The sequence below is a fragment of the Comamonas sp. SY3 genome, assembly GCF_041730275.1.
Classification (GTDB): domain Bacteria; phylum Pseudomonadota; class Gammaproteobacteria; order Burkholderiales; family Burkholderiaceae_C; genus Comamonas; species Comamonas sediminis.
The window spans coordinates 109736-135060 of the sequence record NZ_JBGTYN010000004.1; the positions used below are offsets into that span (position 1 = coordinate 109736).

At 66.3% G+C, this 25325-nt stretch carries 18 protein-coding genes; 6 read left to right on the forward strand and 12 right to left on the reverse strand.

Features of this window, described 5'->3' with window-relative positions:
* Positions 1–15 precede the first annotated feature (15 nt).
* The 3 genes from ACCQ08_RS07110 to ACCQ08_RS07120 all read right to left on the reverse strand — a co-directional run bounded on the left by ACCQ08_RS07110 (position 16) and on the right by ACCQ08_RS07120 (position 4072).
* Positions 16–1602, reverse strand: coding sequence for a class I adenylate-forming enzyme family protein (locus ACCQ08_RS07110; RefSeq protein WP_373449320.1), 1587 nt, complete (start codon positions 1600–1602; stop codon positions 16–18).
* Between the two features lie 23 nt (positions 1603–1625).
* The gene (locus ACCQ08_RS07115) at positions 1626–2579 is read right to left on the reverse strand and encodes a Bug family tripartite tricarboxylate transporter substrate binding protein (protein ID WP_373449321.1); all 954 of its coding nucleotides are present in this window, start codon (positions 2577–2579) and stop codon (positions 1626–1628) included.
* A gap of 188 nt (positions 2580–2767) precedes the next feature.
* A complete protein-coding gene (locus tag ACCQ08_RS07120; RefSeq protein WP_239812810.1) occupies positions 2768–4072 on the reverse strand; it encodes a Glu/Leu/Phe/Val dehydrogenase in 1305 nt (434 codons plus the stop codon).
* A gap of 208 nt (positions 4073–4280) precedes the next feature.
* On the opposite strand from ACCQ08_RS07120, the gene ACCQ08_RS07125 reads away from it, so the two are divergent.
* Positions 4281–5063, forward strand: a complete 783-nt coding sequence (locus ACCQ08_RS07125; protein WP_373449322.1) for a fumarylacetoacetate hydrolase family protein — start codon at positions 4281–4283, stop codon at positions 5061–5063.
* Positions 5064–5161: 98 nt separating this feature from the next.
* Here ACCQ08_RS07125 and catC read toward each other — a convergent pair whose 3' ends face one another.
* From catC to ACCQ08_RS07170, 9 genes are all read right to left on the reverse strand, one after another.
* The gene (gene catC / locus ACCQ08_RS07130) at positions 5162–5449 is read right to left on the reverse strand and encodes a muconolactone Delta-isomerase (protein ID WP_239810125.1); all 288 of its coding nucleotides are present in this window, start codon (positions 5447–5449) and stop codon (positions 5162–5164) included.
* A gap of 197 nt (positions 5450–5646) precedes the next feature.
* Positions 5647–6411, reverse strand: a complete 765-nt coding sequence (locus ACCQ08_RS07135; protein ID WP_313334982.1) for a hypothetical protein — start codon at positions 6409–6411, stop codon at positions 5647–5649.
* Between the two features lie 10 nt (positions 6412–6421).
* Positions 6422–7318 (reverse strand): YaiO family outer membrane beta-barrel protein, encoded by an 897-nt coding sequence (locus ACCQ08_RS07140; protein WP_373449323.1) that lies wholly within the window; start codon positions 7316–7318, stop codon positions 6422–6424.
* A gap of 18 nt (positions 7319–7336) precedes the next feature.
* Positions 7337–8521 carry a non-hydrolyzing UDP-N-acetylglucosamine 2-epimerase gene (gene wecB / locus ACCQ08_RS07145; protein WP_373449324.1) on the reverse strand — a complete coding sequence of 395 codons (1185 nt, stop codon included), beginning with the start codon at positions 8519–8521 and terminating at the stop codon, positions 7337–7339.
* Positions 8518–10407, reverse strand: a complete 1890-nt coding sequence (locus ACCQ08_RS07150; protein ID WP_373449325.1) for a hypothetical protein — start codon at positions 10405–10407, stop codon at positions 8518–8520. The genes wecB and ACCQ08_RS07150 overlap by 4 nt, the downstream gene beginning before the upstream one ends.
* Before the next feature lie 9 nt (positions 10408–10416).
* Positions 10417–11400 carry a hypothetical protein gene (locus tag ACCQ08_RS07155; RefSeq protein WP_373449326.1) on the reverse strand — a complete coding sequence of 328 codons (984 nt, stop codon included), beginning with the start codon at positions 11398–11400 and terminating at the stop codon, positions 10417–10419.
* A complete protein-coding gene (locus ACCQ08_RS07160) occupies positions 11397–12350 on the reverse strand; it encodes a hypothetical protein (RefSeq protein WP_312834787.1) in 954 nt (317 codons plus the stop codon). The genes ACCQ08_RS07155 and ACCQ08_RS07160 overlap by 4 nt, the downstream gene beginning before the upstream one ends.
* A complete protein-coding gene (locus ACCQ08_RS07165) occupies positions 12347–13732 on the reverse strand; it encodes a glycosyltransferase family 2 protein (RefSeq protein WP_373449327.1) in 1386 nt (461 codons plus the stop codon). The genes ACCQ08_RS07160 and ACCQ08_RS07165 overlap by 4 nt, the downstream gene beginning before the upstream one ends.
* Before the next feature lie 623 nt (positions 13733–14355).
* The gene (locus ACCQ08_RS07170; protein WP_373449328.1) at positions 14356–15123 is read right to left on the reverse strand and encodes an enoyl-CoA hydratase; all 768 of its coding nucleotides are present in this window, start codon (positions 15121–15123) and stop codon (positions 14356–14358) included.
* A 349-nt stretch (positions 15124–15472) separates the two neighbouring features.
* On the opposite strand from ACCQ08_RS07170, the gene ACCQ08_RS07175 reads away from it, so the two are divergent.
* From ACCQ08_RS07175 to ACCQ08_RS07195, 5 genes are all read left to right on the forward strand, one after another.
* Positions 15473–15925, forward strand: a complete 453-nt coding sequence (locus ACCQ08_RS07175; RefSeq protein ID WP_312414263.1) for a YjfI family protein — start codon at positions 15473–15475, stop codon at positions 15923–15925.
* A gap of 40 nt (positions 15926–15965) precedes the next feature.
* Positions 15966–16670: a PspA/IM30 family protein gene (locus ACCQ08_RS07180; RefSeq protein ID WP_373449329.1), complete on the forward strand. Its 705-nt coding sequence runs from the start codon at positions 15966–15968 to the stop codon at positions 16668–16670.
* Between the two features lie 93 nt (positions 16671–16763).
* Positions 16764–17447 (forward strand): ubiquinone biosynthesis protein UbiH, encoded by a 684-nt coding sequence (locus ACCQ08_RS07185; protein ID WP_373449330.1) that lies wholly within the window; start codon positions 16764–16766, stop codon positions 17445–17447.
* A 78-nt stretch (positions 17448–17525) separates the two neighbouring features.
* Positions 17526–19616 carry a flotillin family protein gene (locus ACCQ08_RS07190; RefSeq protein WP_312414256.1) on the forward strand — a complete coding sequence of 697 codons (2091 nt, stop codon included), beginning with the start codon at positions 17526–17528 and terminating at the stop codon, positions 19614–19616.
* Positions 19617–19785: 169 nt separating this feature from the next.
* Positions 19786–25287, forward strand: a complete 5502-nt coding sequence (locus ACCQ08_RS07195) for a DNA repair ATPase (protein ID WP_373449331.1) — start codon at positions 19786–19788, stop codon at positions 25285–25287.
* Positions 25288–25325: the final 38 nt, after the last annotated feature.

Below are 25325 nucleotides of genomic sequence, written 5' to 3' on the forward strand. Positions count from 1 at the left end.
GGCGCCCGGGGGCGCTCAGGCCGTTGATGGGGAGGTGGGGTGGGTCTGGCTCGCATACAGCGTGCGCAGCTCGCGCTTGAGCACCTTGCCGATCTCGCTGCGGGGCAGTTGCGCATGGATGACCAGGTCAGCCACGCGCTGGGTCTTGCCCACGCGGCTGTTGAGCCACTGCTGCAGGTCAGCCGGCTGGGGGTTGCTGCCGGGCTGGGGCACCACATAGGCAACGGGGCTCTCGCCCCAGGCGTCCGAGGGCACGCCGATCACTGCGCATTCGCGCACCTCGGGGTGCTGCAGCAGCACGGCCTCGATATCGCTGGGGTAGACGTTGAAGCCGCCGGTGATGATCATGTCCTTCTTGCGGTCGCCCAGCACGATGAAGCCATCGGCATCCATCTGGCCCACATCGCCGCTGCGGATAAAGCGCTCGCCGCTGGGGCTGATCCACTCGGCCTCGCGGGTCTTGTCGGGCTGGCGGTGGTAGCCGGTCATCATGCCGGCCGAGCGGCCGACGATCTCGCCCTGCGCGCCCTTGGGCAGCTCCTTGCCCTCTTCGTCGATAAAGCGCAGATCGGCGTCAGGCCCGGCGCGGCCGACGGTGTGCAGCTTGTCGGGGAACTGGTGGCAGTGCAGCTCGCAGCGCACGCCCCCTTCGGTCATGCCGTAGTACTCGATCAGGCGGCCGGGCCAGCGGCGCAGTACCTCGGCCTTGAGCGCGGTCTTGAACGGCGCGCTGGTGCAGAACTTGTTCTGCAGCCGCGTCAGATCGGTCTGGTCAAAGGCCGGGCAGTCCAGCAGGCGCTGGTACTGCACGGGCACCAGCATCGTGTGGGTGGCGCGCTCTGCCTGGGCCAGCTGCAGGTACTGGGCCGCGTCGAACTTGCGCATCATCACCAGGGTGCCGCCCAGGGCCAACGTGGGCAGGACTGCCACCAACGTGGTGTTGGAGTACAGCGGCGTCGCGCACAGCGATACCGCATCGGGCCCATAGCCGTTGGTGACGGCGCGGATCACATGCGACCAGCGCATGCCCCAGCTTTGCACAATGCCCTTGGGTACACCGGTGGTGCCCGACGAGTAGATCAGGTTGAAAGGCCACTGCGGCGTGGGCTGCACCGGCTGGGGCGCCTGGCTGGCGGGCACCTGGGCCAGCCAGTCGCTCCAGGGCGTGCCCGCCTGCGCGGCGTCGTCCAGCGCGATGCAGGGACGCTCTGCGGTGCTGGCCAGCGGCCACTGAGCGGCGACCTCGGCATCGCGCAGCAGCAGCTTGGCCTCGGCATTGTCCAGCATGGCGCTCAGGTGCTCGGCGGTGGCCGAGGGCGCCAGCGGTGCGACCACGACACCGGCTTGCAGCGCGCCCAGGTAGGCCAGCACATAGGGCACCGAGGTGCTGGCGCAGATGGCCACCACATCACCGGCCTGCAGGCCTTGCTGCTGCAGCGCGCAGGCCACCTGGCGCATGCCCTGCGCGAGCTGGGTGTAGTTCAGGCGCGTGTCACCCAGCACCAGCGCGGTGTGGTCGGGGCGTTCCTGGGCCTGGGCCAGGACCAGAGCGGGGATGGAGCCAAAGGGCTGGGCGAGTTGGAAGGAGGAAGTGTCAGACATACCAGGGATGCAAACGAAAGGAATCAGTCGAGAGACAGGTTGGCGGCGCGGACGATCTCGGCCCAGCGCTTGCGCTCCTGCGCGATGAAGGCGTCGTGCTCGGCCGCCGTCTCGCCGCCGGGCACACCACCCAGCTCGGCAAAGGTGCGGCGGATGTCGGCGCCTTGCAGCGCCTCATGGGCCACCTGCTGCAGGCGGTTGACGATGGCATCGGGCGTGCCGGCCGGCGCGAGCAGATCGAACCAGGCGGTCACATCCATCGGCACACCGGCCTCGCGCATCGTCGGCACATCAGGCAGCTGGGCCGAGCGCTCGCGGCTGGTGATGGCCAGTGCCCGGAACTTGCCCGACTGGATGTGCGGCATCGAGCTGGGCAGGTTGTCGATCATGAAATCGACCTGCTGGCCCAGCAAGGCCGTGACGGCGGGCGCCGCGCCGCTGTGGGGCACCAGGGTCACATCCAGCCCGCTTTGCTGACGGAACAGCTCGGTGGACATGTGCGGCGACTGGCCCACGCCCGAGGTCGCAGCGGTCAGCGGCTTTTGCTTGCCCAGCGCCACGAGCTGCTGCACGTTCTGGATGGGGGAGCTGGCATGCACGACCAGGATGTTGGGCACCGAGATCACATTGGTGATGCCGCGCAGGTCATGAGGGCCGTAGGCCAGCTTCTTGTAGAGGCTGAAATTGATCGCCACCGGGCCGATGTTGCCCATCAGCAAGGTGTAGCCATCGGGCTTGGCGCGCGCCACATAGGCGGTGCCGATGCCACCGCCGCCGCCGGCCTTGTTCTCGACGATGACGCTGGTCTTGAGCGACTGGCCCATCTTCTGCGCCAGCAGGCGCGCTGCGATGTCGGTGGTGCCGCCAGCAGCGGCGGGCACGACGATGGTGATGGGGCGGGCCGGCCAGTCGGCCGCCCAGGCCAGCAGCGGGGAAAGCAGCAGGGCCGCAAGGGCGCAGCGGCGCGCAAAGCGCATGGTGGTGTCTCCGTATTTTTAGTTAGGAGTTCACCATAGGCAGTCGCGCTGGCAGGCGTGATGGGGTTTGCCTGCACCCGGGCACATTGGGCCTTCGCCGTTGCGAAAGCCATGCTTTGCGTGCGCGGAAGCAGGGCGCAAAAAAGCGGCCACGAGGGCCGCTGACAAAGCGTGGAATCGCGCTGGCTTTATGGGTACAGACCGCGTGCTTCGCGTGCGTGCAGAATGCGGCGGCAGGCGATGATGAAGGTGGCGGTACGCAGCGACACCCGGTTCTCCTGCGCCACTTGCCAGACGGCGGCAAAGGCGTCCTGCATGATGCGCACCAGGCGGGCGTTGATCTCGTCCTCGCTCCAGAAGAAGCTGGAGAAATCCTGCACCCATTCGAAGTAGCTCACCGTCACGCCGCCGGCGTTGGCGATCACGTCGGGCAGCACCAGCACACCCTTGTCATGCAGGATGTCATCGGCTTCGGTGGTGGTCGGGCCGTTGGCGCCCTCGATCACCATCTTGGCCTTGATCTTGCCGGCATTCTTGGCATTGATCTGGCCTTCCAGCGCAGCGGGGATCAGGATGTCGCAGTCGACAGCCCAGAAGTCCTCGTTGGCCATCTTGTCGGCGCCCTTGAAGCCGCCCACACCGCCGGTGTTGGCAACATGGTCGAGCACAGCGGGCACATCCAGGCCCTTGGCATTGAAGATGGTGCCGGTGTGGTCTTGCACCGCCACGACGAGGGCACCGGCTTCGGCAAACAGCTTGCCTGCCGTGCCGCCCACGTTACCAAAACCTTGCACGGCCACCTTGGCGCCTTGCAACGCCAGGCCCGACAGCTTGGCGGCCTCGACGCCCACGGTGAAAACGCCGCGGCCGGTGGCCTCGACACGGCCCAGCGAACCGCCCAGATCGATGGGCTTGCCGGTGACCACACCGGTGGAGGTGGCGCCGGTGTTCATCGAGTAGGTGTCCATCATCCAGGCCATGATCTGGCCGTTGGTGTTCACGTCGGGCGCAGGGATGTCCTTGGACGGGCCAATGAACAGACCGATTTCGCTGGTGTAGCGGCGGGTCAGGCGTTCGAGCTCACCCTTCGACAGGGTCTTGGGGTCGACGCGGATACCACCCTTGGCGCCACCGTAGGGCACGTTCACGGCGGCATTCTTGATCGACATCCAGGCCGACAGGGCCATCACTTCGGACAGGGTCACATCCTGGTGAAAGCGCACGCCGCCCTTGCCGGGGCCACGGCTCAGGTTGTGCTGCACGCGGTAGCCTTCAAAGTGGGCGATCGTGCCGTTGTCCATCTCGATGGGCACATCCACAATCAGCGCGCGCTTGGGGCGCTTGAGCGTCTCGACCCAGCGGGCCAGCGAGCCGAGGTAAGGCGTGACGCGGTCGACCTGCTGCAGGTAGTTGCCCCAGGGGCCCAGGTGCTTGGCGTCGAGGTAGGAAGGCAGCGCGTGTTGCGTTGCGGCGGGAGTGCTGTTGGACGTCATACGATCCATGCGGTTGAAAAGGTCTGCACAGCTTAAATCCGCTCTATAGCCTTTGTCCAAGGCCGGATGATTGGGATGGAATGCTTTTTTTGCATAACCTGGGCCTGGTGCTGCTTACATGTTGCGTATTGCTGCGGCGACAGGGGCAGGTACGGCGGTCCGTTACGCTATGCCGATTGGACTTCTTACACTTTTGGACCTGATCGCCATGCCCTCTGCCGACACCGCCGCACCATTCCAACCCGCAGCCCTGGCCCAGGCGCTGCAGACGGCCACGTCCGCTGGCACTGCCATCGACGCAGCTGCCTGGCCTGCGAGCCTGGCGCCTGCCGACATCATCGCCGTGCACCGCGAGCGCGCCCAGCGCTGGGGCGACAGCGCCCAGGCGCCGCAGTACTGGAAATCCGGCGGCCCCAGCCGCAGCCAGCCGCTGGGCCATGCGCCGCTGCCTCCGCAAGGGGTGCATGGCGGCGGCGCCGATCTTGGCAATACCCCGTTCTTTCTGCGCGGCGTGGAGGCCGAGATTGCGCTGCGGCTGGGCCGGCCGGTCGATGCGGCCCAGGCTGCAGCGCTTGATGAGGCCAGCGCCGCCGAGCTGGTCGATGCGATGGCGCTGAGCATCGAGATCGTTGATTCGCGCTGGCAGCAGCAGCTGCAGGCGCCGGCCGCCCTCAAGGCTGCCGATCTGCTCTGCCATGGCGCGCTGGTGCTGGGGCCCTGGCTGCCGTACCGCCCGGTCGATGGCCGCACGCAGCGCTGCACGGTGCAGATCGGTGTGCAGCCCGCCCAGGCTTTTGAGAACAGCTATGGCCTGCAGGACCCCGCCTGGTTGCTGCCGCAGTGGCTGCGCCATGCGACCGCACACTTTGGCAGCCTGCGCGCCGGCACGGTGGTGACGACCGGCAGCTGGTGCGGCCTGCTGCAGGCCGCGCCCGGCGATGCAGTGTGGGTGCAGTTTGACGGTATAGGCGAGCTGCGGGTGCAGCTGTAATCCGCACGCCAGGCCAGGCCAGAAAGCAGAACGCACACCGTTCGCCATGGGCGAGGGTGTGCGTTGCACAGCAGGTGGCCGGCCGGTGCCGGCGCTCGCTATCCGTTCTGGGCAATGGCCGACGGGTGCTGGGCCAGCGGCGTGACCGAGATCTTCATGTATGGGAACAGCGGCAGTGCCTGCAGCAGGCCATGGAGTTCGTCGTTCGATTCCACATCGAACACGCTGTAGTTCGCATACTCGCCCGCCACGCGCCAGATGTGCTTCCAGCGGCCATCGCGCTGCAGGTCTTGCGAGTAGGCCTTCTCGCGGGCCTTGATCTCTTGGGCCTGCTCTGCGGGCAGGTCATGGGGAATGTTCACATCCATGCGAACCAGGTACAGCATTGTTTACTCCTTGGCGGCGCTGAGCGGGCCTGCCACAGGGCCGGCTGCCGAGCGCCAGTGATCGATCGGTAGTTGTGGCCTCTGAGGTCGGCAACGGGGGCTGAACGCAGGGCCAGCGCGCATTGTCCGCCCAGGTGGATGCCAACAGGGTCTCGTCGGCTAATTGTTGCCTGGGAAACTTTTTCGCGCGCCAGGCGCTACGGGCTGCGGGGCTCCGGCGCGGGGGCAAAGCTCATGAACAGGCCGTAGATGCCCAGTTGTGCCGCAATCTGGGGCAGAAAGCTGAACAGCATGTACAGGGGCAGGGTGACGAGCAGGCTGCATTGCTGGGCCAGCCACGCGAGCGAGGCCGCCTGCAGCGGGATGCTGACGACCAGCATCAGCATGCCCGTCATCGTGGCCGCCACCTTGTGCAGCACCGGGATCGGAAAGATATACAGCACCAGCGCATGCACGGCCGGCAGCAGCCAGAGCATCGCCAGGCCCATGTCCAGGATGTTGTCGGCCAGCAGACGGTTGACGTCGCTGACGGCCAGCGCGGGCAGAAATTCGTACGAGAGCAGACCCACGATGCCCAGCAGTGCGACGATGCGCAGGCCGTAGATCAGCGGCAGGCGTTCACGCGAGAGCGCGAAGGACAGCGCCATCAGCCCCAGCGACAGCAGCGCGCCGCCCCACCACTGCCACAGGCTGGGCGGCGGCACATAGAACTGCGTGCGCACCACGTCCACGGGCACACCCAGCAGTGAGGTGGTTTTGACCTCGACCCCATCGCTGCTGCCCAGGCCCAGATGCGGCCAGGCCCAGGCCAGCACATCGGCCCAGCGGTGCATCAGCAGCGGCGCCGCCCACCACAGCACCAGCCAGAACGCCGTCAGCAGTACCAGCAGCTGCGCGCTGTGCTGCCAGGTCCAGATGTAGCTTCTGAGCCCCCGGTGCTGGCGGGTCATGCGCAACGACATGGTCTGGCCTCTAGAAGTCGAAGAACACCGCAGCGCTGATGCCCTTGCGGTTGTAGTAAGGGTTGCGGTAGAACTGGCCGCCCACCAGGTAGCCCCAGTCCCTGCCCAGCCACTGGCGCCACTGCAGGCTCAGCTCGGTCGACTGGAAGCCCACCTGGTTGCCGGCGCCATTGGCGATGGCGCCGGTGGGCAGGTAGCCCTCCTTGCCGTGGTCGATGCGGGCGGTGAAGTAGTGCTGCTTTTCACGGCCCATGGTCAGCGCCGCAAAACCCCGGAAGCCTTCGACCGAGCCGGGGTTGGACTTGTTGTAGACCACGCCGCCTTCACCGACCCAGTCCTGGGCCGAGTAGTAGGCCACCGACGCGGTGATGCCGGTGTCGCGGTGGATGCCATCGCGGCTGGCCGACTTCATCAGCGCCAGGCCGGTCACCCACTGCTGGCTCTCGGTCCACTTGCGGTAAATGGCGATGTCGCCCCGGTACTTGTTCTGGAAGTCGGCCGAGCCGGAGCTGGCGCCCACCGACACATACCACCAGGGGGTGAGGGTATGCGTCAGCGACAGCGCGCCCACGGTGCCGCGCTGGTCGAAATGGCGTTGGCTGGACAGGTCCCAGTTCAACGTGGTGCCGGGCCGCAGCCCGACATAGCCACGCACGAACTGCTCGTTCCAGTTGCTGTTGCCCCCGGTCAGGCTCGAGAAGCCCATGCCGGCATCGACGCGGCCACGGCGGCCGGGTTCGAAATCAGCCGCTGGCGCATCAGCGGGCAGTGCATCCGCAGGCGGCGCCACGGGCGTGCTGGCCATCGCTGCGGCGGGCGTGGCATCGGCGGTTTGCGCCACAGCCAGGGCAGGCGCCAGCAAGGCGGCGCTCAGCGCCAGCGTAGGGGGGAGGGTGCGTATGTTCATGGTGTTCTTGTGGAGTGTTCAGACAGAGGCGTGCTGCAGATGGCGGCCAATCGCGGCAGCAATCTGTTCGCCGCTGCTGCCATCGCCAAAGGGGTTGTCGACGGTGGTGGGCGGCTGGCCGGGGAGCTGGCCGGTGGCCAGCACATGGCTGGCTGCCTGCAGAATGCGCCCGGCCTCGGTGCCCACCAGCAGGCCGGCGCCGCAGGCGATGACTTCGGGGCGCTCGGTCACTTCGCGCATCACCAGCAGCGGCTTGTGCAGCGACAGGCCCTCTTCCTGGATTCCGCCCGAGTCGGTCAGCAGCAGCTGGGCCGCGTCCATGATCTCGACCATCGGCGCGTAATCGAGCGGAGCGGTCAGGCGCCAGCGGCGCTGCACATCGGCAGGGCAGGCCGCATGGGCGCCGCGCACCACCTGCTGCACCAGCGGGTTCAGGTGCACCGGCCAGATCACTGCCACATCGGGGTGCTGCTCGAGCAGGCGGGCCACCGATTGGGCAATCTCCACCATCGGTTCGCCCCAGTTCTCGCGCCGGTGCGCAGTCACCAGCACCAGCTGGCGCAGGCCACTGTCAATGAACCACTGGTAGTCGGGGTTGGCCACCGGCTGGCCGGCAGCGCGCTGCGTACGCACATGGCGGGCTGCCAGCAGCACGGCGTCCACGACGGTATTGCCGACCACCGAGATCTCGCCCGGCACGTTTTCCTTCTCCAGGTTCTCGCGGGCCTGGCCGGTGGGCGCAAAGTGCCATTGGCTGACGCGGCCGATCAGGCTGCGGTTGATCTCTTCGGGAAAGGGCTCGGCGATGCGGCCCGAGCGCAGCCCCGCCTCCACATGGCCGACGGGGATCTGCAGGTAGGCGGCCGCCAGTGCGCCCATCGCGGCGCTGCTGGTGTCGCCATGCACCAGCGCCACCGCCGGCTGGAGGCTGGCCAGCGTGCTGCCGATCGCGGACATCAGCTCGCTCGACAGCGCCGGCAAGCTGGCGACCTCGCGCTTGAGGCGGATCACCTGCTCGGGCGCGATGCCAAAGAACGCATAGAGCGGCCAAGCCATCTCTTCGTGCTGGCCGGTGTGCAGCACATGGGTGGGGATGCCGCGCTGGCGCAGTGCCAGCACCACCGGTGCCATCTTGATGATCTCGGGCCGGGTGCCCATGATGGCCACGACGGATGAGGGGGAGGAGGGGGGCGAGGAAGTCATGGTTGGCGGCGCAGTTCGAGACGAAGTTCTTGGCCGCCTTGCGCACGCACCAGCCAGCCGTCGTCGGTGGCTTGCACCTGGGCCTGGCCTGCTTGTACTTGCACGGCAGCATATTTTTTTCTGGGCAGTGTCCAGGCCATGCCGGCCAGGGACTGGGGGTGGCGGGCACTGAGCACATCGGCATTACCCTGGGCCTGCAGGGACCACTCTACCTGGTCACGGCGGCTGAGGAAGTCGGCGGCCTCTGTCATCGAGATGAACTGGCACTGCGCGCGGTCCACGCAGGCCTGCATGCTGTCGATATAGGCCTTGACGGCGGGCAGGTAGCCGACCGCGCCAATCGGGTGAAAGTAGCTCAGGCGGATGCTGCGGGTCTGCTCGATGAAACGCGCCACCTGCTGCAGCCATTCGCCAAATTCCTCGGCCGGCATCTTCTGGAACGAGGCCTCCTCCGCCGACGCCACCTGGCCATAGGTCAGCACCGGGAAGGCCCAGGACTGGTGGATCTGGCGCGTGCCCAGCCACTGCCGCGTGGGTGGCATGCCGACGTTGGCCACCGTGTAGAAGGCCTGCACGCCATGCTCGGCCATCCAGTCGTAGGTCCACAGCGGTGTGTTGCCATTGGGGGCCGAGTATTCGTTGGGCTGCTGGCCATGGTTGGCCTTGGTGACGGCGGCATTGTTCAGGTCGAGCAGCGGCATGAAGTCATCGCTGTTGCTGTCCGAGGCCCCGTCGCCGAAATAGTTGTGGATCCAGCCGCCATGGTTGCCGATGGTATGGCCCTGGCTGAGCAGCTTCTGGATCATCTGCTGGGCGTCTTCGTTGTAGTCCAGGTCCATGCCCAGGCCGTCGCCCGGCTTGTTCACATCCGGGCCGGCGGTGAAATGCATCGACTGGTGGCCGTGGTCGAAAATGCCAGCCTCCTGCAGCTCGTGCAGATAGCCGATGGCCTTGCCGTCGTCGTTGTGCCAGTTCAGCACCAGAGCGCCCTTGCCGTCCGGCGCGCTGAGCAGCGCGGGCTGCTGCACCACCTGGTGGGCAAAGTAGGCCAGAAAGCCATGCAGAAAGATGCCGTCGGTGCGTTCGAGCAGGTAGGTCAGCGGCAGGTTGATGAACATCGCCTGGCCCTTGCCCCAGCGGTTGACGCTGGCCACGACATCGCCGTTGCTCGATTGCAGCAGCACCTGCAGGCCGCTGGGACGGTCGGTTTTCAGCACGGTAAAGCGCTGCGAATCCTTGGTGTAGCCCGCGATGAAGCTGGGGAAGGCCGGTTCCTGCTGCGCCAGCTCGGCCGGGTCGATGGCGGTGAGCTTGGCGGCGGCCTTGGCATCGAGGTAGCGCCCGGGCGGTATGCCCAGCAGCTCCATCGTCGATGGCGCCCCACGGATCTCTTCATAGTCCGACAGCTGGTCCTTGAAGGTGTCGTAATCGCCATAGCGCAGGCCCAGCATTTGCGACAGGCGTGAGCTGCCCTTGTTGTAGTAGCCCCGCTCATCGAGCAAGCCGCCATCCTGCACGACCATGGCCTGGCCACCGGCATGCACGACGTCAATCAGGGTCTGCACAGCGGCGTCCGAGATATTGCGATGGAAGGTATCGGGCAGGATCACCGACTGCTGCGCCGCGGGCGCGCCGTAGTGGATGCCACGCATCCATTCGCTGATGGCCAGCGGCCTCAGCAGCACGCCGCGCTCGCGCGCGGCCTGGCGCCAGATGGCGACCTCTGGCGCATCGGGGGCCATGCGGTCGGGGATCAACAGGCTGATGGTGGCGTAATGCTGGCTGGCCCGAAGGCTGCGCGACTGGTGCCAGGCGATGGCGGCGAGCACGCACAGCACGAGCGCGGAGGCAGCCAGCCATTTTTTCCAGCGCAAGAGCTTGTTCATGGTTCAGCCTCAGCGGTTGGCCGCCGCAGCAGGGGCAAAGGGGCACTGCGTACCGATGCCGGCGTGCGACAGCGAGGGGTCGATCATCGCATCCAGCACGGTCCAGCCCAGCGCAGCGGGGAAGGGGCGCAGCGATGCGCGCCAGCAGGCAGCCTGGATCGGGGCGGTCTGGCGCATCTTCCAGGCCACCAGACCCCAGGCATAGTGGTCTTCGCTGCGCGAGAGCCAGGCGTTGCCGTGCTGGGCCAGCCATTGGGCGGTGGCGCGGTCCGATTCGGCGCGCGAGATCAGGCCGGTCTGCCACAGGTAGGCACTGGCCAGGGTATGGGGGTAAAAGCGGGGGCGGTCGTACTCGGGCAAGGCCGGTGTCCAGTCGCTGCCGCTGCGAAAGCGCTGGTGGATGGCGGCCGCCAGCCGCTTGGAGCCGGGGCCGGCCTGCGCGCCTTCGCTCACCCGCAGTGCTTCATAGACCTCGATGTTGTCCATCAGGTAGTACAGCTCGGTGTCGAGCAAGGCCCTGTAGAGCTGGTTCTTGGGGTTGCGCAGACGTGCGAGCAGCTGCTGGCTGCGCGCGATGGCTTGTTCGGCAGCCGGCTGCTGGCTGGGTAGCAGCCATTTTTTCTGCTGTGCCAGGTGCAGCATCTCGATCGTCGTGGCGGCCATGGAATCATCGGCATCGGCACCCATGCAACTGCGCCAGGCCTTGTCCGCTGCAGGGCAAAAGCGGTCAAAGCCGCCGTCCTGGCGCTGGCGCGGCAACAGCCAGGCCAGCCACTGCTGCAGCTCGGCCTGCAGGGGCGCATCCGCCTGCAGCGCGATCGTGAAGCCCTTGTTGACGAAATACGGGTCCACCACCTGGCCGCCCACGGTCGTGTAATAGGCGCCATCGCCGGTGGCAAAGGCGGCCAGCCCCGGCGGCTCGGCCGGCTGGGCCGCGCCTGCGAGCTGCCAGGCCATCGCGGCAGAGGCGATCCAGAGATTGCGTGTTTTCATAGCACCACCTGTCCGGAACGTACCGCCGCAATACTGCCATAAACCCGCACACTGGCGTTGAGCGCAATGGTCCAGGCCGAGACACTGCTGGGACAGTCCTTGTCGCCGACCTGGCTGTCAGGCCCCAGGTGCAGGCGTTTGCCCGCGCACAGCGGGCCTTCGACATAGTTGTTGCCCTTGGTCTGCAGATCGCCATTGACGAACACGGCACCTTGCACGCAGGCACTCTTGGCGAGGACGGCATTGCCATGCACCTTGACGTGGCCGATGACCACGGACATCTCCTCCATCAGCAGGTTGCCGGTGACCACCAGGCCGCCCCGCACGATGGTGCCAACGGGAATGCGCAAGTCACCTTCATGGCGCCGCTGCTGCGTCGTCAGCGGCATGCCGATGCCCAGCTCGGGCAGCGGAAACTGCAGCGAGCGCTTGAGCGGCCAGGTAAACACGCATTCGGCTGCGAGGCGCAGAAAGCGCGCACCGGGGGACAGCACGATATGGCGTTCGGCACTGGTCAGGCGCGCCAGCTGCGCCGGTCCCAGGCAGTGGATGCTTTTGGCATGCAACACGCGCTGCACGACGCTGTTGGCCTGCAGCTCGACGATATCGCTGGAGACGAGGGTGCGCAGCTCGGAGCGAAAGCCGATCACCACCGGCAGTGCGGTCCGGGCCATGAGGCGGCTCTGGCCTCGGGGGACCATCAGGCGCCCCTGGTCATCCCGTTGCCATTGCGCTACGCGCGGCATGGCTTCGAGCAGGTCGAGCTGCCCGGCCATGCGGTGGGCGGCGTAGTCGGTGCGGCCGTCGTCCAGCGGGTCGATCTCCAGCGCATCGGCATCGCTGCGCGAGTACAGCTCTCGCAGTGCCGGCAACAGCGGCAGAAGGAAGACCAGGACGGTCGCGATCAGCCACATGCTGCCAAACAGCAAGGGGTTGGCGGGGGCGGTCATACACGGGCTTCAGGCAGGGCAGCGGTGACGGGGACAGCGGCGTGCGCAGCGGCGTGCGCAGCGGCGGGCGTAGCGGGTGCCTGGCGGTAGCGCACGGTCTTGTCCCATTTGAACTGGCGCTTGAACAGCTTGTCGAGCAGCAGCCCGTCGATCGTGGCCTTCGAGACCGCCACCATGCTGACGACAAAGCCGGTCAGCAGCAGCGGCAGCAGGCGCAGGCGGCGCTGGTGGCCATCGAGGTGCACGGCCGCAGCCACTTCAAAGAAGGCCGCGAAGTTGCCGACGCAGGCAAAACCGGTGGCGATCAGCAGCATCAGCAGCGCAATGTTCACATTCGCACCGATGCCATAGCCCGTCACGGTCAGCACCAGCGCCAGCATCCAGCCCACCAGCAGGATGGGGGACATCAGGAACACGCCCAGCAGTGCCACGCCATCGACCCGCTCCATCCAGCGCAGGCCCTTGCGGGTCAGCATCTCGGTGCCCAGCTTGGTCATGACCTGGTTGTGGCCCTTGGCCCAGCGGCTGATCTGGCGAAAACGCACGGCCCAGCTCTCAGGGACTTCTTCATAGCATTCGGCATAGCCCAGGTAAGCGGTTTGCCAGCCCTTGAGCAGCAGGCGGTAGGTCAGGTCGGTGTCCTCGGCCAGCACCTCCGGTGTCCAGCCGCCCACGTCCTGCAGCGCGCTCAGGCGAATGCCGCCGACCGTGCCGCCGTATTGGGCCACGGCGCCCAGGTTGAAGCGGGCCTGCTGGTCCACCTGGTAGCCGCCGGAGCGCTCCAGATCCAACAGGCGGGTGAGCAGGTTCACACCGGCGTTCTGCGGCACTACGCGGCCCATGACGGCACCGACTTCAGGGTCGAGAAAGGGGGCTACCAGCTGCTTGATGATCTTCTTGCCGGGCAGGTAGTCGGCGTCGAACACGACGATCAGCTCGGACTGGCCCCGGGCCTGGACGATCGCCGTGGCATCGGCCAGTGCAGCGGCCTTGCCGGGCGGGCCCTCCTGGCGGTGAAACAGCTGCAGGCGGCCTGGGTGGCGGTCGGCATAGCCGTCGATGATCTGGCGTGTGCCATCGGTCGAACGGTCATTGACCGGCATGATGGTCAGGCGGTCGCGCGGATAGTCCACATCCAGCAATGCCTCGATGCAGCCGGAGATGACGGCCTCTTCGTTGTGCGCTGCGATAAATACCGTGATGTGCGGCCAATGGGCATGCTCGATGCCGGCATACAGCGGGCGCTGCCGCGCAAACAGGCGGTTGAGCGTGAACGCATAGTGGCGGAAGGTGTAGAGCGCTTCGAGCAATACCACCAGCAGCAGCGCTGCCAGGCACAGACCCAGGCCCCAGGTGGCCCAGCTGACTTGGTAGAGCCTCAACGGCTGCGCATGGGCCCAAACAGGAAAAAGGCCTAGAAACGCTGCGCAGAGGGCAGGTGCCTGAAGGAGGGGTGCGGAGCGCTTGGGCATGGTGATTGATAGAAAAAAATTCTTACGACTTGCGATTCGATTATATCAATCGACAAAACAGTATGAATAGTGTTTCAACAAGTATCCGAGTAAAAAGTAAGTATTTATTAACGTTAAAGGAGATAACTATCAACGCTCTGCCGGATCTTCGTCCTGTCGCAGTTACAAATTGATGCTTGATTTGGAAGTGTTTTTTAACGATTTGACACGGCGGATGATGCGCTGCAGCATCGGATTCTGTGACCGGGTGATGCGCTCAGCAGTGGCAAGAAGCGCACACCGATAGAAAAAATGCGCAGCCATGGAGGCAAGCGCGCCCCATGCAGGCGGGCGGGGCCGGGACCACAGAAGCGGGCGGGGGAAGGAGGGTCAGCGCGCAACGGGACAGCGCCCGCGCGTGGGCGGGCGCGTGGCGCTGGCTAAGAGAGGTGGGAGGCGGGGATAGGAGCGCCGCGCAGCGGCGGCGCGGCGCTCAGCAGGCGCTGCGGGTGACCAGGCCGCCCGGGCCAGGCCTGGCGCGCCTGCGAAATGGCTCAGTGCTGTCCGAAGCGGGCCATATAGGCCTGGGGCTCACCGGTCTTGAAGGCGTTGGCAAACTCCTGCACGCTGTCGTCGATCGCCTGGTCGATCGATTGCTGCTCCCAGGCACGCAGCATGCGCTTTTGCTGGCGCAGGGCCTGCGGGCCGTAGCTGGCCAGCTTGTTGGCCATGTGTTCCACTTCGCCGTCCAGCCGCGCGGGCGGCACCACCTGGTCGAGCATCCCCCACTGGAGTGCCTGCGCGGCATCGATGTTGTCGCCGGTCAGCAGCAGCCACTGCGTGCGGGCTGCGCCAATCAGCCGGGGCAGCAGCGCGGCATGGATCACCGAGGGGATGCCCACCTGGACCTCGGGCATGCCGCATTGCACGCGGTTGCTGGCAATGCGGATATCGCAGGCACAGGCCAGCTCCAGCCCGCCACCCAGGGTCCAGCCCGGCAGGCGCGCAATCACCGGTGTGGGGAACTGGCGCGCCCCTTCGCAGACGCGGCGCAGCCGGGTGATGAAGGCGGCGGCATTGTCGGGCGTGAGCGCCCGCATCTCCTTGATATCCGCACCTGCGACAAAGGCCTTGTCGCCTGTGCCGCGCAGCACAAGCACGCGGATGCGGCTGTCCTGCGCCAAGGTATCGAGTGCCTGGGCCAGGTCTTCCAGTACCGGTGACGACAGGATGTTGAGGCTGCCGGCGTTGCGGAAAGTCAGGGTCGCCACGCCGTTGTCTTGCAGGCTGGCGTGGGCATGGTGCAGGTCGGTCAAAAGCATGCAGCCATTGTGAAGATGCATCGCCAGCGGGCCGGTCCCCATCGAGACAAAACGCAAATCAGCCGCATGAAACAACCATGAAGCGCTATGATTTTAAAAGGGAATTTACATATTGAAACTATTACATGTACACATCACATGTAATGGCTGTTATCGTGGCCCCATGGACCAAAAAACATCTGCCCACTACCAGCGCTTGCACCGCCAACGGCTGCGGGAGCAAGGGTTGGTGAAGAAAGAAGTCTGGGTACTTCCAGAGTACAGCGCGGTCCTGCATCTGCTCGAAAAGCAGATGCGCCAGCCCCAGGCGCAACCGGGTTCATGGACCATCCACCAACAGGAGGGGAGTATGGAAAGCAGCAAGCACCACTACCGCAGCATTCAGGCACTGGCCGAAGAGTTGGGTGCATCGGCGCTGGCCCGGGAGGGCAAGTTGCAGATTGAGCTACTGGAAGGGGCCGAGACCAGCGTGCTGGTCACCTTGTCCGATTTTGGCGACCTGCCGGTGCATGTGGCCCTGTCGGGCGAGCAGCTGGTGGTCGAGGCCTTTCTGTGGCCCGCCAACCAGGTGCGCGATGGCGCGGGCCTCAATGCCCAAATCCTGCGGCTGCAAAAGCTGTTCCCGTTCACGACGATGGCGCTGGAGCCACTGGCGCGGGGCGGCGAGGGCTATGTGATGTTTGCCGCGATGCGCGCCAACAGCAGCACGGACGACATCCTCGCCGAGATCCTGATCCTGGCCGACAGCGTGATCCAGGCCACCGAGGCGCTGGCCCCCTATCTGACCTTGGCGCAGGTCTGAGCGCAGCCTGTCCCCGACCCCACAGTACAAGGAGAGCATCATGACCGTATGGAACAAGCTGGTGACTGCGCTGCGCGGCGCCGCGCACGAGGCGGGTGAAGCCGTCACTGACAGCCAGGCGCTGCGCATCCTGGACCAGGAGATCCGCGATGCCGACAACGACCTGAACAGCTCCAAGGAAGCGCTGGCCGAGATCATGGCCAAGCAAAAGCTGTCTGCCGGCAAGCTGCAGACCACCCAGGCGAAGATTGCCGAATACGAAGGCTATGCGCTCAAGGCGCTGGAAACCCAGGACGAGGCCCTGGCGCTAGAGGTTGCCGGCAAGGTGGCGCTGCTCGAAACCCAGCGCGATGAGGAAGAGGCCCAGCTGGGCGCCTTCACCCAGAGCGTGGAGCAGCTGCGCTCGGCCATCCAGACGGCGCAGTCCAACATCAAGCGCCTCAAGCAGCAGGCGGACACCGTCAAGGCCACCGAGAGCGTGCAACGCGCCCAGGCGACGGTGGCGGGCCGCTACACCGGCTCGCAGTCGCGGGTGCAGACGGCGCTTGATTCGCTCGAACGCATCAAGCAAAAGCAGGCCGAGCGCGGCGCCCGCATGGAGAGCGCAGCCGAGCTGGCGCAAAGCAGCAGCGAGGACGCGCTCGATGCCAAGCTGCGCGCCGCAGGCATCACCGCCACCGCCGGCAATGCGCAGTCGGTGCTCGAGCGCCTCAAGGCGCAACGCGCCGGCTCCAAGGAAGGTTGATACCGCCCGGGGCCATGGCTGGCCCGACCAGACACACAACAAGTGAGGAGCCGGCGCTTCGGCCGCTACCGCACACCTAGAAGAGGGACTGCCATGTCGACATTTCTGCACTATGCGCTGGGCTTTCCGACCTTCATCTTCGGCGCATTGCTGCTGTGCATGCTGCTGTACTGGCTGATCGCCCTGGTCGGCCTGGTGGAGACCGATTCGCTGGACCAATGGCTGCTGTTTGACGGCAGCGACCATGCCCATGGCGTGGAGCATTCGGTCAGCGCGCTGGCCGGCCTGCTGCTCAAGGTGGGTCTGGGCGGCATTCCGGCCACCGTGATCCTGACGGTGTTGCTGCTGCTGTCCTGGCTGGCCTCTTATGTGCTGTGCCACCTGGTGCCCATGCCCGAGGGCTGGGCGCTGCTCAACCTGCTTATCGGCAGCGCGCTGGCAGTGTCTGCGCTGGTGCTGGGCTTTGCCGCCACCGTGGTGGTGCTGCAGCCGCTGCGCGGCCTGGTGGCGCGCATTGCGCCGCCCGAGACCCCCCAGGTGCTGCTGGGCCGCACGGGCCTGGTGCGCAGCGGGGTGGTCAACGCCACGCAAGGCTATGGCAGCGTCGATGACGGCGGCGGCGGGCTCAATGTGCAGATGCGCTCGCCAGAGCGCGACCTGCCGCGCGGCACCGAGATCGTGCTGATCGAGCACTTGCCCGAGCACAACGCCTGGCGCGTGGTCAGCAAGGCCGAGTTCGACGGCAGCGAGATACCGGGCCTGCTGCCACCGGTTTGATGGAAGCGGCTCGCCCGCGCCAGCGCGGCGGCCCGCATTCGCAATTTTTCAAAGACTGATATTGATAGGGAGATCCGCATGAATTGGGGAAATATGGAGTGGTACATCGTTGCCGGGGTGCTGATCGGCTCGGTCTTCATCGTCATCCTGGGCCTGTTTGCACTGGTCAAGGCCTTCTACATCAAGGTGCCCCAGGGCACGGCCTTGATCATCAACGACACCACCTCGCAGCCCAAGGTGAAGTTCACCGGCGGCATGGTGCTGCCGGTGATCCACAAGAAGGAGTTCATGCGCATCTCGCTGATCACCTTGGAGATTGACCGCCGGGGCAAGGAAGGCCTGATCTGCCGCGACAACATGCGCGCCGACATCACCGTCGCGTTCTACCTGCGCGTCAACGAGACCGCTGCCGACGTGCTCAAGGTGGCCAAGGCCATCGGCGTGGACCGCGCCTCGGAAAAGGGTGCTGTCAACGAGTTGTTCAATGCCAAGTTCTCCGAGGCCTTGAAGACCGTGGGCAAGCAGATCGACTTTGTGAAACTGTTCGAGAACCGCCAGGATTTCCGCGACCAGATCATCCATGTGATCGGCAACGACCTCAACGGCTATGTGCTCGAAGACGTGGCCATCGACTACCTGGAGCAGACCTCCAAGGCCTCGCTGGACCCGAACAACATCCTGGACGCCGAAGGTATCCGCAAGATCACCGAGCTGACGGCCAACCAGAACATCGTCACCAACGAGCTCGAGCGCAATGCCGAGCTGGCCGTGACCAAGAAGAACGTCGAGACCAAGGAAGCGATGCTGGCGCTGGAGCGCCAGCAGGCCGATGCCGAAGCGCGCCAGAAGCGCGAGATCGCGACCATCCAGGCGCGCGAACAGGCCGAGACCCAGAAGGTGCAGGAAGAGGAGCGCCTCAAGGCCGAGCAGGCCCGCATTCAGACGCAGGAGCAGCTCGACATCCGCGAAGAAAACCGCCAGCGCGAAGTGGCGGTGGCGCAGCAGAACCGCGAGCGTGCGGTGGTCATCGAGATCGAAAAGGTCACCCGTGCCAAGGACCTGGAAGTGGTCTCGCGCCAGCGCGAGGTGGAGCTGCAGCGCATCGAGAAGGAAAAGGCCATCGAAGTCGAGAAGGCCAACATCGCCAACGTCATCCGCGAGCGTGTGGTGGTCGAAAAGGGCGTGGCCCAGGAGGAGGAACGCATCAAGGAAGTGCGCGTGGTGTCCGAAGCCGAGCGCATGAAGCAGGTCACCGTGCTGACCGCCCAGGCCCAGGCCGAAGAGGACCTGGTGCGCCAGGTCAAGAAGGCCGAGGCGGATGAAACCGCGTCGCGCCACAAGGCCGTCGAGGTGACCACCCTGGCCCAGGCCGAGCTGGAGGCCGCCGGCAAGACGGCAGAAGCCAAGAAGAAGATGGCCGAGGCCATCGAGGTCGAGCGCGCAGCGCCCGGCCTGGCCGATGCCAAGGTGCGCGAAGTGACGGCCGCAGCGATCGAGCGCGAAGGCCTGGTGCAAGCCAAGATCATTGCGGAAAAGCTCATCGCCCAGGCCAAGGGCGAAGAGGAAAAGGGCTTGGCCGAAGTGCGCGTGATCGAGGCCCAGGCCGATGCTAACGAGAAGCTGGGCCTGGCCGATGCCAAGGTGCTCGAAGAGCGCCTGATGGCGCAGGCCCGTGGTGAGGCCCAGGTGGGCAACACCAAGGCCGTGGTGACCCGCGATGTCGGCCAGTCCGAAGCCGATGTGCTGCGCGACAAGCTGTTCGCCGAGGCCAAGGGTTTGACCGAGAAGTTCGGCGCGCTGGCCTCGCTGTCCGACCAGGCCCGCTCGCACGAAGAGTTCCGCATGCAGCTGGAGAAGAACTTCGAGCAGGCGCTGGCCGCCATCGAGGCGAACAAGACGGTGGCGCAGGAGCAGGCCGAGGTGCTGTCGGCCGCGCTGTCCAAGGCCAATATCGACATCGTCGGCGGCGGTGGCGACTTCTTCAACAACTTTGCCAAGGCGCTGTCGGTCGGCAAGGCGGTCGAGGGTGTCTCGGCCAAGAGCCCGATCGTGCAGGAGCTGCTGCAGAAGTTCATTGGCGGCAAGGGCCTGCCCAGCGATGCGCTGAGCAACCTGCTGGGCGGTGGCCAGGACAAGAAGAGCCTGCCCCCTTCGGCGGCCGAGTCCTGAACCCTGACCAGGCCAAGCCGGGCCGGGCCATGCCGGGCCAGGCGCCCTGCCTGGTCTGGCCTGACCTTGGGCCGGCCCGATCCTTTTGGGCGCCCAGCCCTCTTGCAACGCAGGCACCAGTCCGCGCGCTGGCCTGCCGTGCCCCACCGCATTCTCTGCCGCTCTAGCCATGTCCACTACCCCATCCAACGACTCCCCAGACCGCTCTGCCGTTGACGACGCCGTCGCCAGTGGCGGCTCCTATGAAGTGCTGGCCAAGCGGCTCGATGCCCAGGGCCAGGCGCTGGAGACGCTGGCGCGTGAACTCAATGAAGCACGGCTGGAGGAGTTTGGCCGCAGCCAGATGGAGGTCATCGCCCGCATGCGGGTGCGCACCGAAAACAACTGCCTGGGCCGCGACATCGCCCAGGTCGGCGGTTATCTGCTGTTTGGCTACAACGTCTTCATGGGCCTCAAGCAGGAGACACGCATCGACGATGTGTTCGCGCTCTACCGCCTGCACGAGGGCGAGCAGGGCTACGAAGTCACACCGGTGGACACCAAGGACAGCTTTCTGGGCATCCAGAGCTTTGTCCAGGATTTCCAGGAGCTCTACGCCTACTACAAGCACACCAAGCTGATGCAGCTGGCGGTGCGCGATGGCAAGCTGCTGGCCAGCTTCCAGATCGGCGAGCGCCTGGGCGATGTGCGGGTGTTCCGCTGGTCGGTCTCGCCCGATGGCCAGCAGATCCGCTACATCGACAACCGGGGCGAGCGTGACATCGAGCTGCCGGCACCCCATGATTTCGAATGGCAGCGCGCCGGCCGCGAGCACCTGGTACAGGGCCGCCACCCGCACATCAACATCCTCGACAAGGTGTTTGTCGAGACGCTCGATGGCGACCTGACGATCAAGGTCGAGAACAACACCAACGACGGCCTGGGCATCTACCGCGAGCCGGTGCAGGAGAAGAACCAGTCGCTCGACGACGCCGTGTTTGAATACGCGGCCGTCGGCAGCCTGATCCTGCTCAAGATCCTGCCCTACCGCGAGGACCAGTGGCGCTATCTGGTCTACAACACCTTGTCGCGCCAAGTGCTGCGCATCGATGCGATTGGCGCAGCCTGCATTCAGTTGCCGCAGGACCACGGCATCATCTTCCCCGGCGGCTACTACCTGCAAAACGGCGAGCACCGCGCCTTCGAGCAGAACATGCAGGGCATGCGCTACCGCCGCAGCATCCGCTCGCCCAATGGCGAGGACGTGCTCTATGTGTTCTACGAGCCCGAGAGCGGGCGCATGGCACTGTTCAAGTACAACCTGATCGAGCGGGCGCTGCAGCCGCCGATCATCGGCCACGGCTATGCGCGCATGGACGATGGCCGCATCGTCATCTTTGCTGCCGAGAGCAATGAGGCTTCGCGCGTGCACCCGATGCAGCTGTGGCGCACGCCCTTCGCATCGGACGACTATGCCGCGCGCCAGCCGCAAAAGGACAGCGCGCTGGGCCGCATCGGCAATGCCGAGCTGGTCAGTGGCATCTCTGACCTGTACAGCGTGCGCAAGGAGATCGCCGCCACCGAGGTATCGCTGCCGCGCTACGAGCGCCTGATCGACACCGCGCGCCGCCTGTTCGAGCGCTACCACTGGCTCAGCGGCCCGGGCATGCAGGCGCTGCATGAGAACCTGCTGGGCATCGTCGCCACCGGCGATGCGGTGCTGGACGAGTACGAGAAAGTCGAGAGCATCCGCCAGGCCTCGGCCAAGGCGATGAGTGAGGTCAGCAGCCGCCATGTGCAGCTGCTCAAGCAGATACGCCTGTCCGATGGCGACAGCATCGACGACTATGTAGGCGCGCTGACCGATCTGGCCGCATTGCGCGGCCAGTTGCTGGCCACGCGCGAGCTGCGTTATGTCGATGCCGCAGCGATCGAGGCCATGGTGCAGACGGCTGACGAGGCCCAGGCTGAGGTCTCGCAGCGCACGGCGGGCTTCATTGCCACCGATGCTGCGATGCAGCCCTATGTGGAGCAACTGCAGGCACTGGACCAGCAGGCCCAGGCGGCCACCACCGTGGTGCAGCTGGCCGAGCCGCTGGCGCAGATGGCCCAGATGTCGGCCGCGCTCGACCTGCTGTCCGAGCTGATGGGCAGCCTCAAGATCGACGATGCCACCCAGCGCACGGCGGTGGTGGACCGCATCTCGTCCATCTACGCCCGCCTCAACCAGGTGCGGGCCCGGGCCGAGCAGCGCAAGTCCGGCCTGGGCAGCGCCGAGAACCTGGCGCAGTTTGCCGCGCAGCTGGCGCTGTTCTCGCAGAGCATTGTCAGCGGGCTGAACCTGGCCCAGACCCCCGAGAAATGCGATGAGCAGCTGGCGCGCTTGCTGGTGCAGCTCGAAGACATCGAGGGCCAGTTTGGCGAGCATGCGCAGTTTCTCTCGGACATCATCGCCAAGCGCGAAGAGGTGCTGGAGACCTTTGAGGCGCGCAAGCAGTCCCTGCAGGACGAGCGCCAGCGCCGCGCGCAAGGCGTGCTCGACGCCGCGCTGCGCATTGTGCAGGGCCTGCCCAAGCGCACCGAGAAGATCGCCAGCCCCGAAGCGCTGCACGCATTCTTCGCAGGCGACCCGCTCATCGCCAAGCTCAAGGAGCTGGCCCAGCGCCTGCGTGGAGAGCTGCAGGACCCCGTCAAGGCCGATGACATCGACAGCCGCATCAAGTCGCTGCGCGACCAGGCCTTCCGCGCGCTGCAGGACCGCAATGATCTGTACGAGGGCGATGGCAAGCTGATCCGCCTGGGCCGCCACCGCTTCTCGGTCGGCAACCAGGATCTGGACCTGACCTTGCTGCCCCGCGATGGCCAGCTTTACCTGCACCTGGTGGGCACCGAATACTTCGAGCCCGTGGACAACCCCGAGCTGGCGGGCCTGCAGGCCTACTGGGATGCCTCGTCGCCCGCCGAATCGGCCGAGATGTACCGGGGGGAGTACCTGGCGCTGGAGGTGGTGCAGGCCGTGCGAGCCGGCCGCGAGGGCTGGAGCGAGGACCGCCTGCGCCAGCTCTTGCCCGATGCCGGGGCGCTGACCCAGGCGATTCGGGAGTTTTCTGCGCCGCGCTACCGCGACGGCTATGAGCGCGGCATCCACGACCATGATGCGGCGCTGATCCTGCAGGCGCTGGTGCCGCTGGCCGATGGCGCCGGTGTGCTGCGCCATGCGCCGCAGGCACGCAGCCTGGCGCTGCTGTTCTGGAGCCAGCAAGCCCATATCCAGCAGCCGCAGCTGGCCAGCAGCATTGCGCGCTGGCCGGAGCGCGCGCAGCAGGCCCTGGCGATGCAGCAACTGCTGGGCAGCGAGGCCGAGCGCCTGGCGCTGCAGACCGACATCATGGCCCAGCTGCGCGCCTTTGCGCAGGACCAGGGGCTGCTCGATGCGCTGCTGCGCTCCGACCCGGCCAGCCCGTTGCTGGCAGCGGCTGCGCCCGATGAGGGCGAGTGGGACAGCGAGGCCGACAACCTGCTGCGTGCCGCCGCCGATTACCTGCAGGCCGAGCTGGCGCACAAGGCGCTGCGCCTCCATTTCTCGGGTGCCAGCCAGGCGGTGGTGGCTGCCTTGCAGCAGGCGCTCAAGGCCGGCCCCAAGGAAGGGCTGCACTGGGCCGATCTGCAGCGCTACTGGGCGGGCAGCGAGGCCGGCCAGGCCAGCCGTGAGCGCGGCGCCGCACCGCTGGCCCAGCGCTGGCGCAGCGCGCTGCACTGGCTGCAGACGGTGGCCGAGGCTGCGCCGCCGGCCGAGCGCGCCGCCTGGCTGCCGTACTGCAGCGAGGCCGCCGCCTGGCTGGTCTGCCAAAGCGAGCTGCCGCACCAGGTCAGCCATGCCGATCTGCGCTGCGAAGTGCCGGGCCTGCTGGGGCAGCACGGCCGGGTGGAGGGCGGCCGCATGCACATCCAGCTTGACGAACTGACCACGCGCGCGGCGCGCCACTACCGCCGCTATGTGCCGCAGTGGGAGCGCTACCAGGCGCTGCGCCAGCAGCTGCTGGGCGACTACCGGGCGCGCTTCCGGCTGGAGGAATTCAAGGCCCGGCCGCTGTCGTCCTTTGTGCGCAACCGGCTGATCAACGAGATCTACCTGCCGGTGATCGGCGACAACCTGGCCAAGCAGATCGGCGTGGTGGGCGAGAACAAGCGCACCGACCAGATGGGCCTGCTGATGATGATCTCGCCGCCCGGCTACGGCAAGACCACGTTGATGGAGTACGTGGCCAACCGCCTGGGGCTGATCTTCATGAAGATCAACGGCCCGGCGCTGGGCCATTCGGTGCGCTCGCTTGACCCGGCGCAGGCGCCCGACGCGACGGCGGCCAAGGAGCTGGAAAAGCTCAACCTGGCGCTGGAGATGGCCAACAACGTGATGCTGTACATCGACGACATCCAGCATACGCACCCCGAGTTTCTGCAGAAGTTCATCTCGCTGTCCGATGGCACGCGCCGCATCGAAGGCGTGTGGCGGGGTCAGACCAAGACCCATGACATGCGCGGCAAACGCTTTTGCGTGGTCATGTCCGGCAACCCCTATACCGAGTCGGGGGAGGTCTTCAAGATCCCGGACATGCTGGCCAACCGCGCCGATATCTACAACCTGGGCGATGTGCTGGGCGGCATGGACGAGGTCTTCAAGCTCAGCTATATCGAAAACAGCATGACCTCGAACGCGGTGCTGGCGCCGATGGCCACGCGCAGCCTGCAGGACCTGTACCTGCTGCTCGACCGGGTGCAGGGCAAGGAGGTCTCGGCCAATGCGCTGTCGCACGACTACGCCGCCGCCGAGCTGCGCGAGATGGAGGCCGTGCTCCAGCGCATGCTGCAGGTGCGCGAGCTGGTGTTCAAGGTCAACCAGCAGTACATCCACAGCGCTGCGCAGGACGACAACTACCGCACCGAGCCACCGTTCAAGCTGCAGGGCAGCTACCGCAACATGAACAAGCTGGCCGAGAAGATCACCCCGGTGATGAACGATGCCGAGATGGCGCAGATGCTGAGCGACCATTACCAGGGCGAGGCGCAGATGCTGACCGGCGGCGCCGAGGAAAACCTGCTCAAGCTCGCCGAGCTGCGCGGCAGCGCCGATGCGCAGGCCCAGGCGCGCTGGGCCGAGATCAAGGCCCAGTTCCAGCGCCAGCAGGCCGCCGGCGGTGCCAATGCCGATGCCGCCACCCGGGTGACGACCCAGCTGGTCGACCTGGTGGCCGCCACCCGCGCGATGGCCGATGCCCAGCAGGCCCGGCACAGCGGCGCCAGCGCGGCGCAAGCGGAGCTGCAGCACATGCTGGCGCAGTGGGGCCAGGCGCAAACGGCGGTGCGCCAGTCGCTCGATGGCATCCGCCAGGCGGTGCTGGACAGTGCACCGCCGCAACAGCCGGCCCGCCAGGCCCACCCACAGCCGCTGGATCTGGCGGTGCAGCAGCTCGGCCAGCTGGTGCTGCAGTCCTTGCAGCCCGTCGTCGAGCACCTGGACCAGAGCCGGCGCCAGCAGCTGGGCCTGCACCGGGTGCTGCTGCAGGTCGCTGCGCGCCTGCAGGAGCAGATCGACCAGCAGCGCGCTGGCCGCCTGCCGGTGCAGCCCACCTTGCAGGCCGACGACATCGACAAGGCTTTTGACCGGATGCAGGACCCGCGCCCGCCGGCTTGAAAGCTTTGTTATCAGGTGCAAGCAGCGCCTTTGTCCTA